The 18,529-nt window shown below is 74.6% G+C and carries 19 protein-coding genes; 10 read left to right on the forward strand and 9 right to left on the reverse strand.

Features of this window, described 5'->3' with window-relative positions:
• Window positions 1–242 precede the first annotated feature (242 nt).
• Window positions 243–941, forward strand: coding sequence for an ABC transporter ATP-binding protein (locus ACWEMJ_RS10270; RefSeq protein ID WP_452136554.1), 699 nt, complete (start codon window positions 243–245; stop codon window positions 939–941).
• Window positions 938–1,990, forward strand: coding sequence for a transporter (locus tag ACWEMJ_RS10275; RefSeq protein WP_452136555.1), 1,053 nt, complete (start codon window positions 938–940; stop codon window positions 1,988–1,990). The genes ACWEMJ_RS10270 and ACWEMJ_RS10275 overlap by 4 nt, the downstream gene beginning before the upstream one ends.
• Window positions 1,991–1,996: 6 nt before the next feature.
• Here the strand turns inward: ACWEMJ_RS10275 and lepB are convergent, their stop codons facing one another.
• Window positions 1,997–2,683, reverse strand: coding sequence for a signal peptidase I (gene lepB / locus ACWEMJ_RS10280; RefSeq protein ID WP_452136556.1), 687 nt, complete (start codon window positions 2,681–2,683; stop codon window positions 1,997–1,999).
• A gap of 88 nt (window positions 2,684–2,771) precedes the next feature.
• Window positions 2,772–3,113 carry a chorismate mutase gene (locus ACWEMJ_RS10285; protein WP_452136557.1) on the reverse strand — a complete coding sequence of 114 codons (342 nt, stop codon included), beginning with the start codon at window positions 3,111–3,113 and terminating at the stop codon, window positions 2,772–2,774.
• A 284-nt stretch (window positions 3,114–3,397) separates the two neighbouring features.
• On the opposite strand from ACWEMJ_RS10285, the gene ACWEMJ_RS10290 reads away from it, so the two are divergent.
• Window positions 3,398–3,823: an OsmC family protein gene (locus ACWEMJ_RS10290; protein WP_452136558.1), complete on the forward strand. Its 426-nt coding sequence runs from the start codon at window positions 3,398–3,400 to the stop codon at window positions 3,821–3,823.
• A gap of 340 nt (window positions 3,824–4,163) precedes the next feature.
• Entirely contained in the window at window positions 4,164–6,071 is a 1,908-nt protein-coding gene (locus ACWEMJ_RS10295; protein ID WP_452136559.1) for a putative bifunctional diguanylate cyclase/phosphodiesterase, read from the forward strand.
• Here ACWEMJ_RS10295 and ACWEMJ_RS10300 read toward each other — a convergent pair.
• On the reverse strand, window positions 6,058–7,137 hold the full coding sequence (locus ACWEMJ_RS10300; RefSeq protein WP_452136560.1) for an LLM class flavin-dependent oxidoreductase: 1,080 nt from the start codon (window positions 7,135–7,137) through the stop codon (window positions 6,058–6,060). The two genes, ACWEMJ_RS10295 and ACWEMJ_RS10300, sit on opposite strands and share 14 nt — an antisense overlap.
• 412 nt (window positions 7,138–7,549) lie before the next feature.
• Here ACWEMJ_RS10300 and ACWEMJ_RS10305 point away from each other — a divergent pair, with 412 nt between their 5' ends.
• Window positions 7,550–8,167, forward strand: a complete 618-nt coding sequence (locus ACWEMJ_RS10305; RefSeq protein ID WP_452136561.1) for a DedA family protein — start codon at window positions 7,550–7,552, stop codon at window positions 8,165–8,167.
• A 232-nt stretch (window positions 8,168–8,399) separates the two neighbouring features.
• The gene (locus ACWEMJ_RS10310) at window positions 8,400–9,665 is read left to right on the forward strand and encodes a hypothetical protein (RefSeq protein WP_452136562.1); all 1,266 of its coding nucleotides are present in this window, start codon (window positions 8,400–8,402) and stop codon (window positions 9,663–9,665) included.
• Here ACWEMJ_RS10310 and wecB read toward each other — a convergent pair.
• Window positions 9,581–10,810 carry a non-hydrolyzing UDP-N-acetylglucosamine 2-epimerase gene (gene wecB, locus ACWEMJ_RS10315; protein WP_452136563.1) on the reverse strand — a complete coding sequence of 410 codons (1,230 nt, stop codon included), beginning with the start codon at window positions 10,808–10,810 and terminating at the stop codon, window positions 9,581–9,583. The genes ACWEMJ_RS10310 and wecB overlap by 85 nt on opposite strands.
• Before the next feature lie 343 nt (window positions 10,811–11,153).
• Between wecB and ACWEMJ_RS10320 the strand changes: the two genes are divergently transcribed.
• From ACWEMJ_RS10320 to ACWEMJ_RS10335, 4 genes are all read left to right on the forward strand, one after another.
• The gene (locus tag ACWEMJ_RS10320) at window positions 11,154–11,354 is read left to right on the forward strand and encodes a hypothetical protein (protein ID WP_452136564.1); all 201 of its coding nucleotides are present in this window, start codon (window positions 11,154–11,156) and stop codon (window positions 11,352–11,354) included.
• Window positions 11,355–11,420: 66 nt separating this feature from the next.
• Entirely contained in the window at window positions 11,421–12,002 is a 582-nt protein-coding gene (locus tag ACWEMJ_RS10325; RefSeq protein WP_452136565.1) for an archaeosortase/exosortase family protein, read from the forward strand.
• A complete protein-coding gene (locus ACWEMJ_RS10330) occupies window positions 11,999–13,330 on the forward strand; it encodes a glycosyltransferase family 2 protein (protein ID WP_452136566.1) in 1,332 nt (443 codons plus the stop codon). Before ACWEMJ_RS10325 ends, ACWEMJ_RS10330 begins: the two co-directional genes overlap by 4 nt.
• Before the next feature lie 132 nt (window positions 13,331–13,462).
• Entirely contained in the window at window positions 13,463–14,197 is a 735-nt protein-coding gene (locus ACWEMJ_RS10335; RefSeq protein ID WP_452136567.1) for a choice-of-anchor P family protein, read from the forward strand.
• A gap of 67 nt (window positions 14,198–14,264) precedes the next feature.
• Here the strand turns inward: ACWEMJ_RS10335 and ACWEMJ_RS10340 are convergent, their stop codons facing one another.
• The 5 genes from ACWEMJ_RS10340 to ACWEMJ_RS10360 are packed head-to-tail and all read right to left on the reverse strand — an operon-like array spanning window position 14,265 to window position 18,526.
• Window positions 14,265–15,113, reverse strand: coding sequence for an alpha/beta fold hydrolase (locus tag ACWEMJ_RS10340; RefSeq protein WP_452136568.1), 849 nt, complete (start codon window positions 15,111–15,113; stop codon window positions 14,265–14,267).
• Window positions 15,110–16,183 (reverse strand): branched-chain amino acid ABC transporter permease, encoded by a 1,074-nt coding sequence (locus ACWEMJ_RS10345; RefSeq protein WP_452136569.1) that lies wholly within the window; start codon window positions 16,181–16,183, stop codon window positions 15,110–15,112. Before ACWEMJ_RS10345 ends, ACWEMJ_RS10340 begins: the two co-directional genes overlap by 4 nt.
• Window positions 16,180–17,046 (reverse strand): branched-chain amino acid ABC transporter permease, encoded by an 867-nt coding sequence (locus ACWEMJ_RS10350; protein WP_452136570.1) that lies wholly within the window; start codon window positions 17,044–17,046, stop codon window positions 16,180–16,182. Before ACWEMJ_RS10350 ends, ACWEMJ_RS10345 begins: the two co-directional genes overlap by 4 nt.
• Window positions 17,046–17,771, reverse strand: a complete 726-nt coding sequence (locus ACWEMJ_RS10355) for an ABC transporter ATP-binding protein (protein WP_452136571.1) — start codon at window positions 17,769–17,771, stop codon at window positions 17,046–17,048. The genes ACWEMJ_RS10350 and ACWEMJ_RS10355 overlap by 1 nt, the downstream gene beginning before the upstream one ends.
• Window positions 17,768–18,526 carry an ABC transporter ATP-binding protein gene (locus ACWEMJ_RS10360; protein WP_452136572.1) on the reverse strand — a complete coding sequence of 253 codons (759 nt, stop codon included), beginning with the start codon at window positions 18,524–18,526 and terminating at the stop codon, window positions 17,768–17,770. Before ACWEMJ_RS10360 ends, ACWEMJ_RS10355 begins: the two co-directional genes overlap by 4 nt.
• Between the last annotated feature and the right edge of the window lie 3 nt (window positions 18,527–18,529).

Genomic DNA, 18,529 nt, shown 5'->3' on the forward strand with positions numbered 1-18,529 from the left:
GCCAGTCCACCGGCGAGGACGAACAGACAGTCAACGAGCATCGGACGCCACCTGATGAGTCGGGATGCAGATCCATGGCCGCCACCGTAGCGGCGCCGGCCCCGGGGCGGATCGGACCGGGGGACGACGGCGGCCGTCGTCCCGGGGTGCGACGGCCGCCGCCCGGGTTCTGTCCCCCGGTCCGACGCGGCGCGGGCCCGCCGCGCAGGAGGGTGTGCGGGTCCGATGGAGAGGGAGACGCTGTGATCGAGGCACGTGAGGTGGGCCGGCGCTACCGGGGCGGCTGGGCGCTGCGGGGCTGCACGCTGGAGGTGCCGGCCGGCCGGATGGTGGGCCTGGTCGGGCCGAACGGGGCGGGCAAGAGCACGCTGCTGCAGTTGACGGTCGGTCTGCTGGGCGTGAGCGAGGGCGAGTTGCGGGTGCTGGGCGGCGGCCCGCCGTCGGGCGCGCGGCTGGCGCGCCTCGGCTTCGTCGGCCAGGACGCCCCGGTGCAGCGGTCGTTGACGGTCGCCGAGCACCTGCGCCTGGGCGCCCGCCTGAACCGCCGCTGGGACGGGCCCTGGGCGCGGCGCCGGATCGACGCCCTGGGCCTGGATCCGGCCCGCCGGGCCGGCCGCCTGTCCGGCGGCCAGCGCGCCCAGCTCGCCCTGACCCTCGCCCTGGCCAAGCGCCCGGAGCTGCTGGTGCTGGACGAGCCGGTGGCGGCCCTCGACCCGCTGGCCCGCCGGGAGTTCCTGGACGCCCTGGCGCGGGCCCGCGCGGAGAGCGGCGCGACGGTGCTGATGTCCTCGCACCTGGTCTCCGACCTGTCCCGGGACTGCGACCACCTGATCGTGCTCGGCCGCGGCCGGGTGCGGGCGGCCGGCCCGCTCGCGGAGCTGCTGGCCGGCGGCCGCGACCTGGAGGAGTACGTGCTGGAGCAGCTGGAGGAGGCCCGATGATCTGGTTGACGTGGCGCCAGTACCGCGCGCCGGCGTGGACGGCGCTGGCCGTGCTCGCCGCCGCCTGCGCGCTCTACCTGCCCGCCGCGGGCCGCCTCGCGGACCTGTACGACTCCGCCGGGCTGCCGGGCTGCGCCGGGACGGGCGAGGACTGCGCGCGGGCCCGGTCGGCGTTCGCCGCCTCGGTGCAGGCCGACAGCAGCGTCACCGTGCTGTTCTACGCCGGCGTGGTGCTGCTGCTGATCCTCCCGGCGGTGCTCGGCATGTTCGCCGGAGTGCCGCTGGTGGCACGGGAGTTGGAGTCGGGCTCGTTCCGCCTGACCTGGACGCAGGGTGTCACCCGCACCCGCTGGCTGACCGTCCGGCTGGCGCTGGTCGGCGGCGCGGCCGTGCTCTGGTCGGGGCTGCTGTCGCTGGTGGTGAGCCGGTGGGCGGCGCCCCTGGACCGGGCGGCGGCGCTGCCCGGCGGCGGCGAGGACGTCCTGCCGGGGCGGTTCGGGCCGCTGGTGTTCGCGGCGCACGGCGTGGCGCCGGTGGGCTGGGCGCTGTTCGGCGTCGCGGTGGGCGTGGCGGCGGGTCTGCTGCTGCGCCGTCAGGTCCCGGCGATGGCGGTGACGCTGGTGGCGCTGGCGGCCGCGCAGGCGCTGGTGCCGCTGCTGGTGCGCCCGCACCTGGCGGCGCCGGCGCGGGCGGACAGCGCGCTGGTGCTGTCCGCGGAGCAGCGGGGGACGATCCGGATCGACGGCCGGCGGATGTACGTGTCCACTCCGGTGTCGCTGCCGGGCGCCTGGGTGGTGTCGGTGCGGACGCTGACCGCCGACGGCCGGCCGTACACCGCCGCCGCCCCGGACGTCTGCCGTCCGGACATCGGTTCGCTGCCGCAGTGCCGGGAGGCGATCGACGCGATGCACCTGACGCAGCGCGTCGAGTACCAGCCGGCCGGCCGCTACTGGCCGTTCCAGTGGGCGGAGGCGGGGGCGCTGGCGCTGCTCTCGACGGCCCTCGCCGCGGGCTGCGCCGTCCGCCTGCGCCGCGGAGTGCCGGCGTAGCGGGCCTCAGCGCCCGGTCCAGCCGAACCAGGTGAAGTGGTTCAGCGGCCAGACCACGGCGCTGGTCGGGCCGACCAGGTCGGCGACGGGGACGGCCCCGCCGCCGGGCTCGTCGCGGTGGTAGCGGGAGTCGGCGGAGTCGCTGCGGTGGTCGCCCTCCACCCAGACGTGGTCGGCGGGGACGGTGACGGGGCCGAAGTCCAGGCCGGCGCAGGAGTCGTCGCCGGGGTGCAGGTAGGGCTCGGCGACGGGCTGCCCGTCGACGGTGAGGGTGGTGCCGCGGCAGGCGACGGTCTGGCCGCCGGTGGCGATGACCCGCTTGACCAGGTAGTCGTCGCCGGGCGGCAGCAGCCCGATCGCGCTGAGGCCGGAGTGCAGGGCGCCGGTGACGGCGTTGTCGTCCTTCGGCGCGGGCGGCAGCCAGCCGCCCGGGTCCTTGAACACCACCGGCTCGCCCGGCTGCGGTTCCCAACCGGTCAGCGGGGCGAGCTTGTTGACCGCGACCCGGTCGCCGACCTGGAGGGTGTTCTCCATCGAGCCGGACGGGATGGAGAACATCTGGAACAGGCAGGATTTGATCACCACCGCGACCAGCAGACCGACGGCGATCATCACGGGCAGTTCCACGTACCAGGGCCGGCGCTTGCGCCAGCCCTTCGCCTGCGTGGTCTCCTCGGTCACCGCAACCGACACCGACACCGCCTCCTCCGAAGGACAGCACGCTAACCCGCCCGCCGGACGGCGCGAAATCGGGCCCTTACGCGGACCGGACAACGCCCCGTCAGGCGTCGGCGCGGCCGCTGTCCTCGGCGATCGCCTCGTGGTGCCTGATCACCTCGGCGATGATGAAGTTGAGGAACTTCTCCGCGAACACCGGGTCGAGGCGGGCGCTGACGGCCAGTTCGCGCAGCCGGGCGATCTGCCGGCGCTCGCGCTCCGGGTCGGCGGGCGGCAGCCGGTGCTCGGCCTTGAGCCGGCCGACCTGCTGGGTGGCCTTGAAGCGCTCGGCGAGCATGTGGACGACGGCGGCGTCGATGTTGTCGATCGACTCCCGCAGGCGGGTCAGCTCGACCCGCACGGCGGGGTCGATCTCCGTCGGGGCGGGGGTGGGCTGGTCCGTCATGGGGGTGGCTCCGATGCGGGTCGGGTGGGTTCCCGGGCGCGGCGGGGCGCGGCGGACGGGCCGACCCGGGCGCGGGCGAACGGCCAATCTAACAGGGCAAACACGCCCTTCTCGCCCCTGTCGCCGGCACGTTCCGGGATGTGGGACGGCCCTGGGACATCCGTCCCGCGCTGCTCCGCCGGGATCGGCCGGGCAGGCCCTAGGCTGGGCGGGCCGCGGCCGCAAGTGCGGTCGCGGGTGGAGCAGTTCGGACCGGCAGTTCCCCTTACAGGAGGTACCTGATCGTGGCAACGACCCGCACCGCGCACACCGAGTGGGAGGGCAACCTGCTCGACGGCAAGGGCCTGGTGACCTTCGACTCCTCCGGCGCCGGCGAGTTCCCGGTGTCCTGGCCGTCCCGCGCCGAGGCGGCGAACGGGAAGACCAGCCCGGAGGAGCTGATCGCCGCCGCGCACTCGGCCTGCTTCTCGATGGCGCTCTCGCACGGCCTGACGGGCGCCGGCAACCCGCCGGCCAAGCTGGAGACCAAGGCGGACGTGACCTTCCAGCCGGGCACCGGCATCACCGGCATCCACCTGACCGTGGTCGGCACCGTCCCGGGTCTGGACGAGGCGGGCTTCGTGAAGGCCGCCGAGGACGCGAAGGCGAACTGCCCGGTCAGCCAGGCGCTGGCCGGCACCACCATCACGCTCTCCGCGTCGCTGGCCTGACCCGCCGTACCCGGACGATCCCGTCCGACCTGCCAACGCTCACGCGCCGTCACGGCGCGTGAGCGTTGGCGTACGCCCCCGGCGTGCACCAAATCCGGTGTGCGCCGGGGGTCTCGCACGTAATGTCGGATGACATCTGCGGACAATCCGCCCGAATCACCCCGGCGGCGGTCGCGCACAGTTACACCGGCGGCCTATGATCGGCGGGCGTGGCCCGAGGCCGCCGACAGCTCCCCGGTCAACGGCCCGGGGCCGGCGGGGCGGAGCGAGGGCCGCGGGCCGGTCTCCGCCCGCATGGGTGTCGGCCGTGATCAGTGGCAGCAGCGGACGGGAGCGTGCCGTGCCGGGCCGGAACGTCGGGGCCGACGCACACCATCGGGGTGGGCGGCCCGAAACGCCGCGCCCGCAGGAGGGCGCGCACTCCCCTGCCCCGGGCGCCGCCCCGTCCCAGACCTGCGCCGCCTGCGGCAGCTCGCTGAGCGCCGACGCCGTGCACCTGGCCGACGCGCTGCGGGCCAGCGAGTCGCGGTTCCGCGCCGCGTTCTCCGACGCCGGCATCGGCATGGCGCTGATCGACACCGACGACTTCGTGATCGAGGGCAATCCGGCGTTCGCGGCGATGCTCGGCCGGGAGACCGGCGAGCTCCCCGGCATGCACATCCACCAGATCATCGACCCGGAGGACCCGTCCCGCCGCCGCTACCGCGAGCTGGTGCGCGGCGAGCGCGACCGGATGCGCACCGAGAAGCGGCTCAAGCACTGCGGCGGGCGCGAGGTCTGGGGCCGGGTCACCGTCTCGCTGATCCGCGACGGCGCGGGGCTCCCCTACTACACGCTGGTGATGGTCGAGGACATCACCGAGCAGCGGCAGCTCGGCGACCGCCTGGCCTACCAGGCCCTGCACGACCCGCTGACCAGGCTGCCGAACCGGACGCTGTTCTTCGAACGGCTGGAGGCGGCGTTCAAGCCGGTCGGGCAGGCCGGGCCGAAGGAGCCGGAGGGCGAGCCCCGGATCGGGCTCTGCTACGTCGACCTGGACGGCTTCGCGGCCATCAACGAGACCCTCGGCCACCACATCGGCGACCAGCTGCTGGTCGCCGTCGCGGCCCGGCTGGAGCACGGATTCGGCGGCGGCGAGGGCCAGTTGGTGGCCCGCCTGGGCGGCGACGAGTTCGCCGTGCTGGTCACCGACAGCGCCGGCCACCAGCAACTCACGCACCTGGCCGCCGGGTTGATGGACGCCCTGGAGCGGCCCTTCGAGGTGGCCGGGCACCGGCTGACGGTGACCGCCTCGATCGGCGTGGTGGAGCGCCCGGTGCGCGGCTCCACCCCCACCGACCTGATCCGCGACGCCGACTCCACCCTGTACTGGTCGAAGGCCGACGGCCGCGCCCGCTGGACGCTGTACGACCGCGACCGGGGCGCCGACCAGCTGACCCGCCACCTGCTGGCGACGGCGCTGCGCCCGGCCGTGGAGCGCGGCGAGTTCGTCGTCGAGTACCAGCCGCTGGTGGGCCTGGCGGACGGCGCGGTGCACGGCGCGGAGTCGCTGGTGCGCTGGCTGCACCCCCGCTACGGCCTGCTGTCGCCGGACCGTTTCATCCCGCTCGCCGAGGAGTCCGGGGCGATCGTGCCGCTCGGCAAGTGGGTGCTGGAGGAGTCCTGCCGCCAGGCCCGGCGCTGGCTGACCGAGTTCCCGGACGCGGAGACCTTCGTCTCGGTGAACCTGGCCGCCCGTCAGATCTGGGACTCCGACGTGGTCGCGGACGTCGCCGAGGTGCTGGAGCGCACCGGGCTGCCGGCCCGGCTGCTGCAGCTGGAGATCACCGAGAGCGCGATCCTCGGCCCGAGCGGACGCCCGCTGCAGGCGCTGCAGGCGCTCGCCGACATGGGCGTGCGGATCGCCATCGACGACTTCGGCACCGGCTACTCGAACCTCGCCTACCTGTCCCGGCTGCCGGTGCACGCGCTGAAGCTCGACGGCACCTTCATCGAGGCGTTCCGGGAGAGCGCTCCCGGCGACGGCGGGCGGCGGCGGGCCGCCGACGAGCAGATCGTCGGCGCCGTCGTGCAGCTGGCGCACGCCCTGGGCCTGACCGTCACCGCCGAGGGCATCGAGAACGCCGCCCAGGCCGAGCGGCTGCGCCAGACCGGCTGCGACACCGCCCAGGGCTGGTACTTCGCCCGCCCCGGCGGCCCCGACCGGATCGCGCAGATACTGCGGGAGCGCTCCCTCAGCTCTTCGTGAGCCCGTACGCCTCGGCGATCAGGCCGTAGGAGGCCAGCCGGTTCCGGTGGCCGTGGATGTGCGAGGTGACCATCAGCTCGTCCGCGCCGGTGCGGCGGCGCAGCGCCTCCAGCCCCTCGGCGACCTCGGCGGGCGTGCCGAGCACCACGTTGGCCAGCCAGGACTCCATGAAGTCCTCCTCGACCATGGTGTACGGGTGCGCGGCGGCCTCCTCCGGGGTGGGGATCGGCCCCGGCCGGCCCTGGCGCAGCCGCAGCATGCCGAGCCCGGCCGAGCGGGCCAGCCACAGCGCCCGCTCGGTGCTCTCGGCGGCGACGGCGCTGACGCCGATCAGCGCGTACGGCTCGTCCAGCACCTCGGACGGGCGGAAGGTGTCCCGGTACAGGTCGAGCGCGGGGACGGTGTTGGCGGCGCTGAAGTGGTGCGCGAAGGCGAACGGCAGGCCGAGCCGGGCGGAGAGCTGCGCGGAGAAGCCGGAGGAGCCGAGCAGCCAGACCGGCGGGCGGGAGGCCGAGCGCGGCACCGCCTCCAGCCGGGCGTAGGGGTGGCCGTCGGGGAAGTCGCCGTCCAGGAAGTGGGTGAGTTCGGCGAGCTGGCGGGGGAAGTCGTCGGCGCCGTCGGCGAGGCCGCGGCGCAGCGCGCGGGCGGTGGCCTGGTCGGTGCCGGGGGCGCGGCCGAGGCCGAGGTCGATCCGGCCGGGGTGCAGGGCCTCCAGCAGGCCGAACTGCTCGGCGACGGAGAGCGGGGCGTGGTTGGGGAGCATGACGCCGCCGGAGCCGAGCCGCAGGGTGCTGGTGTGCGCGCCGAGGTGGGCGAGCAGGACGGCGGGCACCGAGGAGGCGACGCCGGGCATGCCGTGGTGTTCGGCGACCCAGAAGCGGTGGTAGCCCCAGGTCTCGGCGTGCCGGGCGAGTTCGGTGGTGGCGGCGAGCGCCTCGCCGGCGGTGTGGCCGACCCCGACGGTGGCGAGGTCCAGGATGGACAGCGGGGCGGGCGCGGTGCCGGACGCCCGGCCGCGGATCCGGTCCTCGTCGCCGGGGTGGCTGCCGGTCGGTGCGGTGCTCATGCGGTGTGTCCTCCTGGTGGCCCGGCCGGGCGCCCGGGCGTTCGTCGGAGGACAACCCGCCGGCCGGGCCGGCTGTTCCCGCCGCACGGCGCCCCGCGGCTGCTGGCGAGTTCACGCCAACGCGGGAAGTCGCCAGTGGCGGTGGTCGAGCCGGCGGCGGGGATGCGGCAGGCTGGTGATCGTCGCGGACGCCCCACCGGCTCCGCGCACCGCACCGGACCGGCGGGCTCGACCAGCGCCGCCCGTCCTCTCCGAGCCCCCGCAGCGGCACCCCGCCGGGGGCTCTCAGCCATGCCCGGGCTCATGTGCGACATCCCACACGGGGGTGCTTCAGGTGATGAAAGGTGTCCGCGCTAGCGTTGACCCCTGTTGCAGCTGCCTCTCCCCCGGGCGTGCTGGAGGGAGAGAACCAATGGACGCCAACGCGGTCGTCGCACCGGCGTGGTACTGCGCGCTGGCCATGGTCGCCGTGCTCGGTGACGCCTTCCTGCCCTTCCTGCCCAGCGGGACGCTGGTGATCCTGGCCGTGCTGAAGACCGGGCAGGTGGGCGGCTCGCCGCTGCCGCTGGCCGCGGGCGTGGCGGTGGCCTCCTTCCTGGGCGACCTGCTGCTGCTCAACCTGGCCCGGCGCGGCGCCCCCGCCGTGAACCGCCGCCTGGAGCGCCGGCCGCGGCTGGCCGCCAACGTGGCCCGGGTGCAGCACGCCCTGACCGGCCGCACCACCAGCCGGACGGCGGCGGCGATCGTCATCGTGGCGCGCTTCGTCCCGGCCGGCCGGACGGTCCTGGACCTGGCGGTGGGCCACTCCCCGAACCGCCCGTGGACCTTCCTGCGCTGGTCGGCGGTGGCCGCGGTGGTGTGGGCAGCGTACATCGTCAGCCTCGGCTGGCTGAACCTGCACTGGTTCGACGCCGAGTGGCTGAGCCTGGTGATCTCCTCGCTCGCGGCGACGGTGATCAGCAGCCTGGTGGTCCAACTGGTGCGCCGGCGCCGCAGACTGGCGGTGCTGGTCGAGGGCGAACCGGCCTAGCAGGGCTTTTGTGTCTCAGGACGGCAACAGGGCGGCCCCGGCGGGAGCCGCCGGAACTCTCCCCGCGTGGTGACTGGTTGAGGGTGGGCGGCATTGGACCGGCCCTCCCGGGCATGCCATCCTTGGGTGGCGAAACCGTCAAATTGTCCGATTTTGCCAGAAGTTGACCTCCGGAGCCGCGCGGCCGGCGTCCGGATTCCTTCTGGTCGGGCCCACTGCGGCAGGGGAGACCATGAGCACCATCTCGCGCAGGACAGTGCTGTCCGCGACAGCGGCCACCGCGGCCCTGGGGGCCGTCGCGGCCTGTTCGAGCGGGGGTGGCGCGAGCGGCCGCCCGGGTTCCGACGCGGGCGCGGGCAGCGGCGGCGGCAGCGGCACGCCCTCGCCCGGCCGGCCCACCGCCAAGGGCACCCCGATCGGCGACGGCTCGAACGCCGACACCGGCCCGCAGCCCAACCAGCCGAAGCCGGAGAAGCTGAAGCCCGGTGAGACGCCGCCGCAGTTCGTGGTGTTCTCCTGGGACGGCGCGGGCGGCACCGACGACAACCAGTTCGCCCGGTTCCTCAAGGTCGCCGAGGAGCACAAGGCCACCATGACGTTCTTCCTCTCCGGCATCTACACGCTGCCGAAGGAGAAGGCGTCCCTCTACCACCCGCCGAAGCACTCGCAGGGCGCCTCCGACATCCCGTTCCTGTCCGAGGGCGCCGTCCGCAACACGCTGAAGCTGATCAGCCAGGCCTGGCTGGCCGGCCACGAGATCGGCACCCACTTCAACGGCCACTTCTGCTCGACCCGCTCCGACGGCAACGGCGTCAACAAGTGGACGCCGGAGGACTGGGAGAGCGAGATCTCGCAGGCCGTCGACTTCGTCACCCGCTGGAGGACCAACACCGGCATCACCGACGTCGACCCGCTGCCCTTCGACTACAAGAAGGAGCTGATCGGCGGCCGCACCCCCTGCCTGGAGGGCCAGAAGACGCTGCTGCCGACCGCCGCCAAGCTCGGCTGGAAGTACGACGCCAGCTCGCCGGGCGGGCAGCAGATCTGGCCGCAGAAGGTGCAGGACGGCAAGATCTGGGACTTCCCGCTGCAGGGCATCCCGTTCCCCGGGCACAGCTTCCAGGTGCTGTCGATGGACTACAACATCCTGGCCAACCAGTCCGCCGGCTCCACCAAGGGCGACCCGGCCAAGTACGGCCAGTGGCGCGACCAGGCCCGGGACGCCTACCTGGCGGGCTTCGAGCGCGCCTACACCACCAACCGCGCGCCGTTCTTCGTCGGCAACCACTTCGAGCAGTGGAACGGCGGCATCTACATGGACGCCGTCGAGGAGACCATCAAGCAGATCTCCGGCAAGCCGGACGTCCGCCTGGTCTCCTTCAAGCAGCTGGTCGAGTGGATGGAGGCGCAGGATCAGTCCACGCTGCGCAAGCTGCGCACCCTGGGCGTCGGCCAGGCCCCGGCCGGCGGCTGGCAGGCGTTCCTCGGCACCGCCTGACGGTCCGGCGGCTCGACCGCCCCGGCCGCCGCGGGGCGCGGCCGGGGCGCGCGCCGCGGGTAGCGGGCCCGCACGGCGGTGGCGATGGTCTGCGACGCCCGCCCGTCGCCGTACGGGGAGGGCACCTCGGCGAGCCGCGCCGTGATGCCCCGGTCGGCGAGCAACTCCCGCAGCGCGGCGTCGAGTTCGGCCCCGGGCCGGGCCAGCCGGGCGAACCCGGCGCGGACCGCCTCGGGGCGCTCGGTGGAGTTGCGGACCACCACCAGCGGCCGCTTGAGCACCGTGCACTCCTCCTGGACGCCGCCGGAGTCGGAGACCAGCAGCCGGCAGTGCCGCGCCAGCGCCAGGAACGCGGCGTGGTCGAGCGGCTCGATCGGCCGCAGCCGCCCCGCGCCGCCGAGCAGCCCGGCGGCGGCGGCCGCGGCCCGGGTGCGGGGGTGCAGCGGCAGCAGCACCGGCAGGTCGAGTCCGCCGAGCTGGCCCAGCAGCCGGGCCAGCCGCCCCGGGTCGTCGGTGTTCTCGGGCCGGTGGACGGTGGCCAGCAGGTAGTTCTCGGGGGTGACGCCGTACCGGGCGAGGACGGCGCGGGCGGCGGCGGCGCCGGGCAGCGTGGCGAGGGTGGCCTCGACCACGGTGTTGCCGGTGACCAGGATCCGCCCGGGGTCGACGCCCTCGCGCAGCAGGTGGTCGGCGGCGGTCCTGGTGGGCGCGCAGTGCAGGTCCGCGAGCGGGGCGATGACCCGCCGGTTGGCCTCCTCGGGCATGTCGCGGTCGAAGGACCGCAGGCCCGCCTCGACGTGCACCACGGGAACGCCCGCGCAGTGCGCGGCGAGCGCCCCGGCGGCGGCCGTGTTGGTGTCGCCCTGGACGATGGCGGCGGCGGGCGGGTGCTCGGCGAAGTGGCGGCTGAGCTCGCCGATCATCCGCCCGATCTGCAGGCCGCGCGGTTCGCCGCCGACGCCGTCCAGCCGGTGGTGCGGGGCGGGCAGGCCGTAGCCGGTGAAGAAGGCGGTGGTGAGCGCCGGATCCCAGTGCTGTCCGGTCCACACGAGTCGGGCGCGCGGCCCCAACAGCCGGGTGATGGCGGCGAGTTTGACGATCTCCGGTCGGGTTCCGAGGACCAGGGCGAGGTCGCGGGAGGTCATGGTGCTCCGTGGGTGGGACGGGATGACGGACCGAGTGCCGAGATATGAACAGAAAAGACTTTTGAATGGCGATCACATGGTCATGACGCCTTCTCGCCGATCACCGCCCGCCGCGCCCTTGTCGACCGTTCGTGTTCCACGACCACCCGCCCGGCCCAACGGCCGCCCGCCGTGACACGCCGTCACCGCCGTTGGCACCGACGGCGGAGCGCCCCCGGCCGCGGCGTCGGGCGTCCGGGTGGACTTCCGCCCGAAGCGCGCGTCGCTGCGGTCTGATGATCTGCCTGGCGGTCACCTTTGGCTCGGCCTGGAAGCCACCGGGTCGAGACGAGAGGAGACGACCGTGTACGGACACATCACCGGCGGAATCCCCCCGGCCGCGGCGGGCGGCGGAGTGCTGGCCTCCACCGGTTCGCCCGGACTCGGCCTGGCCGCCGCCGCGGCCACCGGCCTGCTGCTGGCCGGCGTGCTGCTGGTGCGGCGCGGCCGACTGGCCGCCACCGGGCCCCGCTCCGAGCGCCCCGACCCGGACCGCCGCCCCTGACCGCCCCCGGACCCGGGTGGCGCGCCCGCCGGGTCCGGCCCGTCCGCCCCTCGCGTGGAGCCGCCCATGCCTGCCACCGCCCTGTCCGGACTGCCCGCCCGACCGGCCGCCCGTTCCCGCCCCGGCCTCCTCGGCACGGTGTGCGGCCCGCTCGCCCTCGCCCTGGCCGGCCTGCTGGTCGGCGGCGAACACATGTACCGCAACCTGGAGCTGACCGCCGTCGCCCAGGTGGCCACCCACCTGCTCGGGCTGCGCACCCTGCTGCTGCCGAGCCCGAGCGCACCGGTGCTGTACGCGGGCGGGCCGGACCACTTCGAGCGCGGCATCGCGCTGACCACCGGCTGCAGCAGCGCCCTGCTGATCGCGCCGTTCGCGCTGGTCCTCGGCCTGCTGCTGCTGTTCGGCCACCGCCGCCCGGGACGGCTGCTGCTGGCCCTGGGGCTGGCCGCCGCGCTGCTGGCCGGCACCAACCTGGGCCGGCTCACCCTGATCGTCGCCATGCAGCACCGCTACGGCAGCGCCGGATTCGAGTGGACGCACGTCCTGTTCGGCTCGCTGCTGATGATGGTCGCCGCCCTGGCGGCGCTGCTGCTCTGCCTGGCCGTGGTCGCCCGCGGCTCCGACCCCGCCGAGGACGCCGCCCCGTGAGCCTGCTCGATCTCTCCGTCTGCCTGTCCTTCGTCCTCGGCGTCGGCTTCCTCGCCTACGTCGGGGTGATCGTCTCCGGGTTCCTGCGCGCCCGGCCGGACGCGCCGGGCGATCCGTCCGGCTACCAGTGGCACTTCGCCGTCCCGTGCCGCGACGAGGAGGCGGTGCTCGGCGACACCCTCGACCACCTGCACCGGCTGTTCCCCGCCGCCCGACTGTGGGTGGTGGACGACCACTCCTCGGACCGGACCGCCGAGGTGGCGCTCGCCCGGGCCGCCGCCGGGCTGCCCGTCCACCTGGTGCGGCGCCGGCTGCCGCACGCCCGCACCGGGAAGGGCGACGCGCTGAACGCCGCGTACCACGCGCTGGAGGACTGGCTGCCGGCCGACGCCGACCCCGACCGGGTGGTGCTGACCGTGGTGGACGCCGACGGCCGGCCCTCGCCGAACCTGCTGCACGTGCTGGCCGGGCCGGCCTCGTTCGGCGACCCGGCGGTCGGCGCCGTCCAGGTGGAGGTCCGGATGTCCAACCGGGCGGTGGCCGCACCGCTGCCCGGCCGCAGCCGGGCCGCCAACGCCCGCGCCCGGCTGCTGGCCCGGCTGCAGGACCTGGAGTTCCGCGGGCCGATCTCCGCGATGCAGATCACCCGGCGCCGCACCGGCACCGTCAACGTCGGCGGCAACGGGCAGGCCAACCGGCTCAGCGCGCTGCGCGCGGTCGCCGCCGAGACCGGCAGCCCCTGGGGGACGGCCCTGCTGGAGGACTTCGAGCTGGGCCTGCGAATGATGCTGACCGGCCACCGCAACGGCTACACCACCACCGCCTGGGTCGAGCAGGAGGCGCTGTGGAGCGTGCGGCAGCTGCTCACCCAGCGGGTCCGCTGGGCGCAGGGCTCGATGCAGTGCGCCCGCTACCTGCCGCGGATCTGGGGCTCCCGGGAGTTCACCGCGCTGGGCTTCCTGGAGGTGGGCTACTTCATGGCGCAGCCCTGGCTCCAGGTGGTCGGGATGTTCGCCTACCTGCTGCCGATCGGGGTCTTCGGCTACCACGCCTGGGCCTACCCGGAGTTCACCATGGACTTCCTCACCCACGGCGGCGCGCTGCTGCTGACCATGTACCTGGTGCTGGGGATCGCCGAGTTCGCGGTCTGGGGCCCGCTGTACCGGCGGCGCTGCGAGCGGGACATCGGCCGGGGTTCGGCGCTGGGCTACGGGCTGGCGCTGGCGGTCTACGCGTTCGGGACGTACCTGGTCGCGGTGCGCGCGTTCTGGCGGCTGGTGCGCGGGGAGCGGGGGTGGCACAAGACCGCCCGGACGGCGGCGCGCTGACGGCCCGTCGCGGCCGCTACTCCATTCGACCGGATTTTCCGACTTTTCACATAAATCGCTTGTCGTTCAAGGGAATTGATCGACAGCCAATGGACGGCAGCTCACCCTCTCCCCCAGAAAGGCGGTCCGTTCGTGACCACCGTCTCCACCCGCACCCGCGTCCTCGCCGGCGCAGCCCTCGCGGCAGGCCTGTTCTGCTCCGCCGCACCCGCGTTCGCCGCGCTCACCTCGCCCGAGGCGACGGCGTACGTGGTCTCAGCCGACGCTCTGAACGGCGCGGCGGCCGTGCCGCCGCAACCGCTCTCCACCTATCCCCCCGGCGGCACCCAGACCGAAGTGGGCCTGACCGTCGGCCCGTTCGCGACCAACTCCACGCTGACCGCCACCACCGCGGGCGACCCGACGACCGGCACCTCCTCGGCGTCGGCCACCGTCGACCAACTGGGCCTCACCTTCGGGCCGGGGCTGACCGGGTCGCTGACCGGCGTCAACTCCACCTGTGACGCCACTCCGAACGGGGCCACCGGCAACGGTGTCATCGCGGGCGGCACCGTCACCGTCCTGGGCATCCCGACCACCCTGCAGGCGAACGCCCCGGTCAACACCGCCGTCACCGTTCCCGGCCTCGGGGACCTGATCCTCAACGAGCAGTCCACCGACGCCAACGGCGTGCTGACCGTCAACGCCGTGCACCTCACCCTGCTGCCGGCGCTCGGCGGCGCGAACCTGATCATCGGCCACGTCGAGTGCGGCGGCTCCGTACCGGTGGTGACCGTTCCGATGGTCAACACCCAGGTCGGTGTGATCGGCGGTTCGCTGGCCGCCGCGACCGTGCTCGGCACCCTGTACCTGCGGCGCCGCGCCTGACGCACCGGGCCGGACAGCCGGGCGCCCTCCCCCTCCGGACGCGGAGGCGGAGGGCGCCGGCGTGTGCTCAGACCAGCAGCTCGGCCAGCCGCCCGGACTGGATGATCGAGTAGTGGCTGGTGCCGGCGACCAGCTCGGCCGGGACGGTGAGCCTCGCCGCCGCCAGCCGGCCCTCGTCGTACAGCGCCTGGGGCTCGTTCAGCAGGCCGCGCTCGGCGTACAGGAAGCGGGACGGGACGGTGAGGCGGTGGATCGCGCCGGCGGCCTCCCCGTCGAGCAGGACCTGGGCGCCGTCGGCGGCGATCGCCTCGTGGACGCAGGAGGAGACCAGGTGGGGGGCCTCGCCGATCAGGTCGCGCTGGGTGTAGGCGTCGAGGTCCTCGCTCCAGTCGGCGAACGCGGGGTGCGCCTGCCAGAACGCGCGGTAGGCCTCCCGGCTCTCGAAGGTCATCGACAGCCGGGCCAGCGCCGGGCCGAGCACCGCGGCAAGCGCGTCGTCCTCGCTGACGCCCTCGGGCAGCGGGAAGGTGACCGCGCCGTCGACCAGCAGCAGGTCGGCGAGCAGCTCGGGGTGGCGGACGGCGGTGACGGCGGAGACCCAGGCGCCCATCGAGTGGCCGACCAGCCGGACGGGGCCGGCGTCCAGGCGGCGGATCAGCGCGGCGACGTCCTCGGCGTGCCGGCCCATGCCCCACGGGCCCGGCAGGTCGCGGCTGGCGGCCCGGCCGCGCAGGTCGGGGGCGTACAGCGCGACCCGGCCGTCGAGCAGGCGGGCCAGGCCGCCCCAGGCGAGCGCGTTGGCGGTGATGCCGTGCACGGCGACCGCCACCGGCGCGTCCGGGTGGGCGGCCGGCCAGTGCAGGACGGCGAGGTCGCCGCCGTCGACGGGGACGGTGAGGTGCTGAGGGGCGGTCATGCGGCGCCTTCCGGGACGGCGGTGACGGGGGCCTTGGCGGCCCTGCCGGCGCGGCCGGCCCGCAGCCGGGCGGGCAGCCGGGCCAGGCCGCCGGGCAGCAGGTAGACCACGGCGACGAAGAGCGTACCGAGCAGGAACAGCGGCTGGGAGAGCGGAACCCGCAGCACGGACGGGAGTTCGGCGATCGACGCGGAGTTGGCGAGGTCGCCGAGCCGGTGCGCCGCCCAGGTGTACAGCACGCCGCCGAGCAGCGGGCCCCACCGGGTGCCGGAGCCGCCGAGCACCACCATCACCAGCAGCGCCAGCGTGGCGTCGGAGCTCGCGGCCTGCGGGGTGGCGCCGCCGGTGAGCAGCAGGTAGACCACGCCGCCCGCGCCGGCCAGGCCGCCGGAGACGGTGAACGCGACCAGCTTGAAGCCGTACGGGCGCAGGCCCAGCACCTCGACGCGGCGTTCGTTCTCCCGGATGCCGGCCCACACCCGGCCGGTCGGCGAGGAGACCGTCCAGTGCACCACGGCGAGCGTGACGACCAGGTACAGCACCGCGATCCAGTACAGGTTGGCGGTGTTCTGGATGCCGATCAGCGCGTCGGGCAGGTGCTCGGCGGGCGCCGAGCGGCCCTCCTCGCCGCCGGTCAGGCCGCCGGGGTTGCGCTGCACCAGGATCGCGCCGGCCTGGGCGAAGGCCAGCGTGACCATGGAGAAGCCGATGCCGGTGACCTTCAGCGAGACCGAGCCGAGCAGCAGCGCCAGCGCGATCGAGCAGAGGACGCCGAACCCGGCGGCGGGCACGAAGCCGAGGCCGAACTCCAGCATCGCCAGGTCGGTGGCGTACAGGCCGGTGGCGAAGTACAGGGCGTGGCCGAAGGAGAGCAGGCCGGTGCGGCCGAGCAGCAGGTCGTAGCCGGTGGCGAGGCCGCCGTAGACCAGGCACAGGGCGATCAGCTGGAGGCTGCCGGGGCTGCCGAGCGGGCCGTCCAGCAGGCCGGGCAGCGGCAGGGTGCTGTACGGGGCGACCAGCAGGACGATCAGCAGCGCGAGCGGCCACCAGCGCCGCAGGCGGGTGGTCATGCGAGCCTCCCGGTCAGTCCGCGCGGCTTGACCAGCAGCAGCACGGCGAGCAGGACGACGACGGACAGGTCTCCGAGGCCGGCTGCGGTGTAGTAGTTGGCGAACTGCTGGACCAGGCCGACGCCGACGGAGGCGACGGCCGCGCCGGTGACGGAGCCCATGCCGCCCATCACCACGACCACGAAGGCGAAGATCAGCAGTCCGGTGCCCTGGCCGGGGTTGATCGAGCCGAAGTACAGGCCGGCCAGTGCCCCGCCGAGCGAGGCGGCGGCGCCGCCGATGGCGAAGACCAGGGTGAAGGCCTTGCGGACGTCGATGCCGAGGGCGGTGACCATGGCGCGGTCCTCGACGCCGGCCCGGACGATCAGGCCGTAGCGGGTCTTCGCCAGGAACAGCCGCAGCAGCACCAGCACGACCAGCGCGGCCGCCATCAGCACGAAGCGGTTGACGGGCACGGTCGCGCCGAGCAGGTCGACGGTGCCGGCCAGCGCGGCGGGCTGCGGGAAGGGCCGGGCGTCGGCGCCCCAGATGCCCATGATCAGGGCGGGCAGGGCGAGTCCGACGCCGACGGTGGCGAGGATCTGGTCGCGCGGGCGGGCGTACAGCGGCCGGATCAGGGCGAGTTCGAGCAGCACCGAGGCGGCGGTGCCGACCGCGGTGCCGAACGGGACGGCCAGCCAGAAGCCGAGCCCGCCGTCGGTGGCGGCCCACCAGGCGGCGTACGCGCCGATGGACAGCAGCGCGCCGTGCGCGAAGTTGAGCACGTCCATCAGGCCGAAGATCAGCGAGAGGCCGGAGGCGACCAGGAAGTACAGCGCGCCGAGCCCCAGTCCGGTGCAGGCGAGCAGGACGACGGTGTTCATCAGGGTGTCACCTCGGGTGCGGGGCGGTGGCTGCCGACGCCCAGCAGGCGGCGGGCGGCGTCCTCGTCGGCGAGCAGTTCGCGGGCGTCGCCCTGGTGGGCGGTGCGGCCGTCGGCGAGGACGGCGCAGTGGCCGGCGACCCGGCGGACCAGCGCCAGGTTCTGTTCCACCAGCAGCACGGGGACGGTCTCAGCGGCCCGGGCGAGCACGTCGGCGACCTCGGTGACGATCTTCGGGGCGAGGCCCTTGGTGGGCTCGTCGGCGATGATCAGCCGGTTGCCGTTGAGCAGGGTGCGGGCGATCGCGACCATCTGCTGCTGGCCGCCCGACAGGGTGCCGGCGGCCTGCTTGTGGCGCTGCTTCAGCTCGGGGAAGAGCTCGAAGACCAGGTCGTAGGCGGGCGTCCCGTCCCGCTCGGCGAGGCGCAGGTTCTCGGCGACGGTCAGGCCGGCGAAGATGCCGCGGTCCTCGGGGGCGTAGCCGATGCCCCGGCGGACCACCAGGTGGGTGGGCAGCCGGCCGATGTCGGCGCCGTCGAGGACCACCGCGCCGGTGCGCGGGACGAGGCCCATGACGGCCTTGACGGTGGTGGTCTTGCCGGCGCCGTTGCGGCCGAGCAGGGCGGTGACGCCGGTGGCGGCGACGTCCAGGTCCACCCCGTGCAGGATGTGCAGCCCGTCGATCACCACCTTCAACTCGCGTACCGCGAGCAGGGGTTGCTTCACAGCGCCTCCCCGAGGTAGGCCCCCTGGACGGTTTCGTCGGCCATCACGGCTTCGGGGGTGTCGAGTGCGAGCAGGGTGCCGTGGTGCATCACGGCGAGCCGGTCGGCGAGGCCGAGCAGCACGTCCATGTGGTGCTCGACCATCAGGACGGTGCGGCCCTGCTCCTGGTGGACGGAGCGGATCAGCTCGACCAGGGCGGGCACCTCCTCGGCGCTCACCCCGGCCATCGGCTCGTCGAGCAGGATCAGCCGGGGGTCGCCGACCAGCAGCACGGCGAGCTCCAGCTTCCGCTTGCCGCCGTGCGAGAGGGAGCCGGCCAGGTCGTCGGCCCGGTCGGCGAGGCCGGTGCGCTCCAGGGTCTCCTCGACCTGCGTGCGGTACCGCTCGGCGCGCCGCCAGATCCGGTAGGAGGCGGCGGGCCCGGCGGCGGCCTGGGCGGCGAGGCGGACGTGGTCGGCGACGGTCAGGCCGGGCCACAGCGAGGAGGTCTGGAAGGTCCGGCCGAGGCCCCGCCGGGCCCGGGCGGGCACCGGCAGGGCGGTGATGTCGGCGCCGTCCAGGTGGAGGGTGCCGTGGCTGGCCGGGTAGATCCCGGAGACCAGGTTGAACAGGGAGGTCTTGCCCGCCCCGTTCGGGCCGATGAAGGCGACGAACTCTCCCTCGGCGACGTCGAGGGTGACGTCCTGGACGATCGGGACGCCGCGGACGGACCAGCCGAGGCCGTCCAGCCGCAGGACCGGGGCGGGGGTGCTCATCGC

The sequence above is a fragment of the Kitasatospora sp. NPDC004531 genome (assembly GCF_053602195.1).

Coding starts and splice junctions, on each gene's coding strand:
- ACWEMJ_RS10275 (WP_452136555.1), top strand. CDS start 938: ATGATCTGGTTGACGTGGCGCCAGTACCGCGCGCCGGCGTGGACGGCG.
- ACWEMJ_RS10285 (WP_452136557.1), bottom strand. CDS start 3,113: ATGACGGACCAGCCCACCCCCGCCCCGACGGAGATCGACCCCGCCGTG.
- ACWEMJ_RS10300 (WP_452136560.1), bottom strand. CDS start 7,137: ATGAGCACCGCACCGACCGGCAGCCACCCCGGCGACGAGGACCGGATC.
- ACWEMJ_RS10305 (WP_452136561.1), top strand. CDS start 7,550: ATGGACGCCAACGCGGTCGTCGCACCGGCGTGGTACTGCGCGCTGGCC.
- ACWEMJ_RS10310 (WP_452136562.1), top strand. CDS start 8,400: ATGAGCACCATCTCGCGCAGGACAGTGCTGTCCGCGACAGCGGCCACC.
- wecB (WP_452136563.1), bottom strand. CDS start 10,810: ATGACCTCCCGCGACCTCGCCCTGGTCCTCGGAACCCGACCGGAGATC.
- ACWEMJ_RS10325 (WP_452136565.1), top strand. CDS start 11,421: ATGCCTGCCACCGCCCTGTCCGGACTGCCCGCCCGACCGGCCGCCCGT.
- ACWEMJ_RS10340 (WP_452136568.1), bottom strand. CDS start 15,113: ATGACCGCCCCTCAGCACCTCACCGTCCCCGTCGACGGCGGCGACCTC.
- ACWEMJ_RS10345 (WP_452136569.1), bottom strand. CDS start 16,183: ATGACCACCCGCCTGCGGCGCTGGTGGCCGCTCGCGCTGCTGATCGTC.
- ACWEMJ_RS10350 (WP_452136570.1), bottom strand. CDS start 17,046: ATGAACACCGTCGTCCTGCTCGCCTGCACCGGACTGGGGCTCGGCGCG.
- ACWEMJ_RS10360 (WP_452136572.1), bottom strand. CDS start 18,526: ATGAGCACCCCCGCCCCGGTCCTGCGGCTGGACGGCCTCGGCTGGTCC.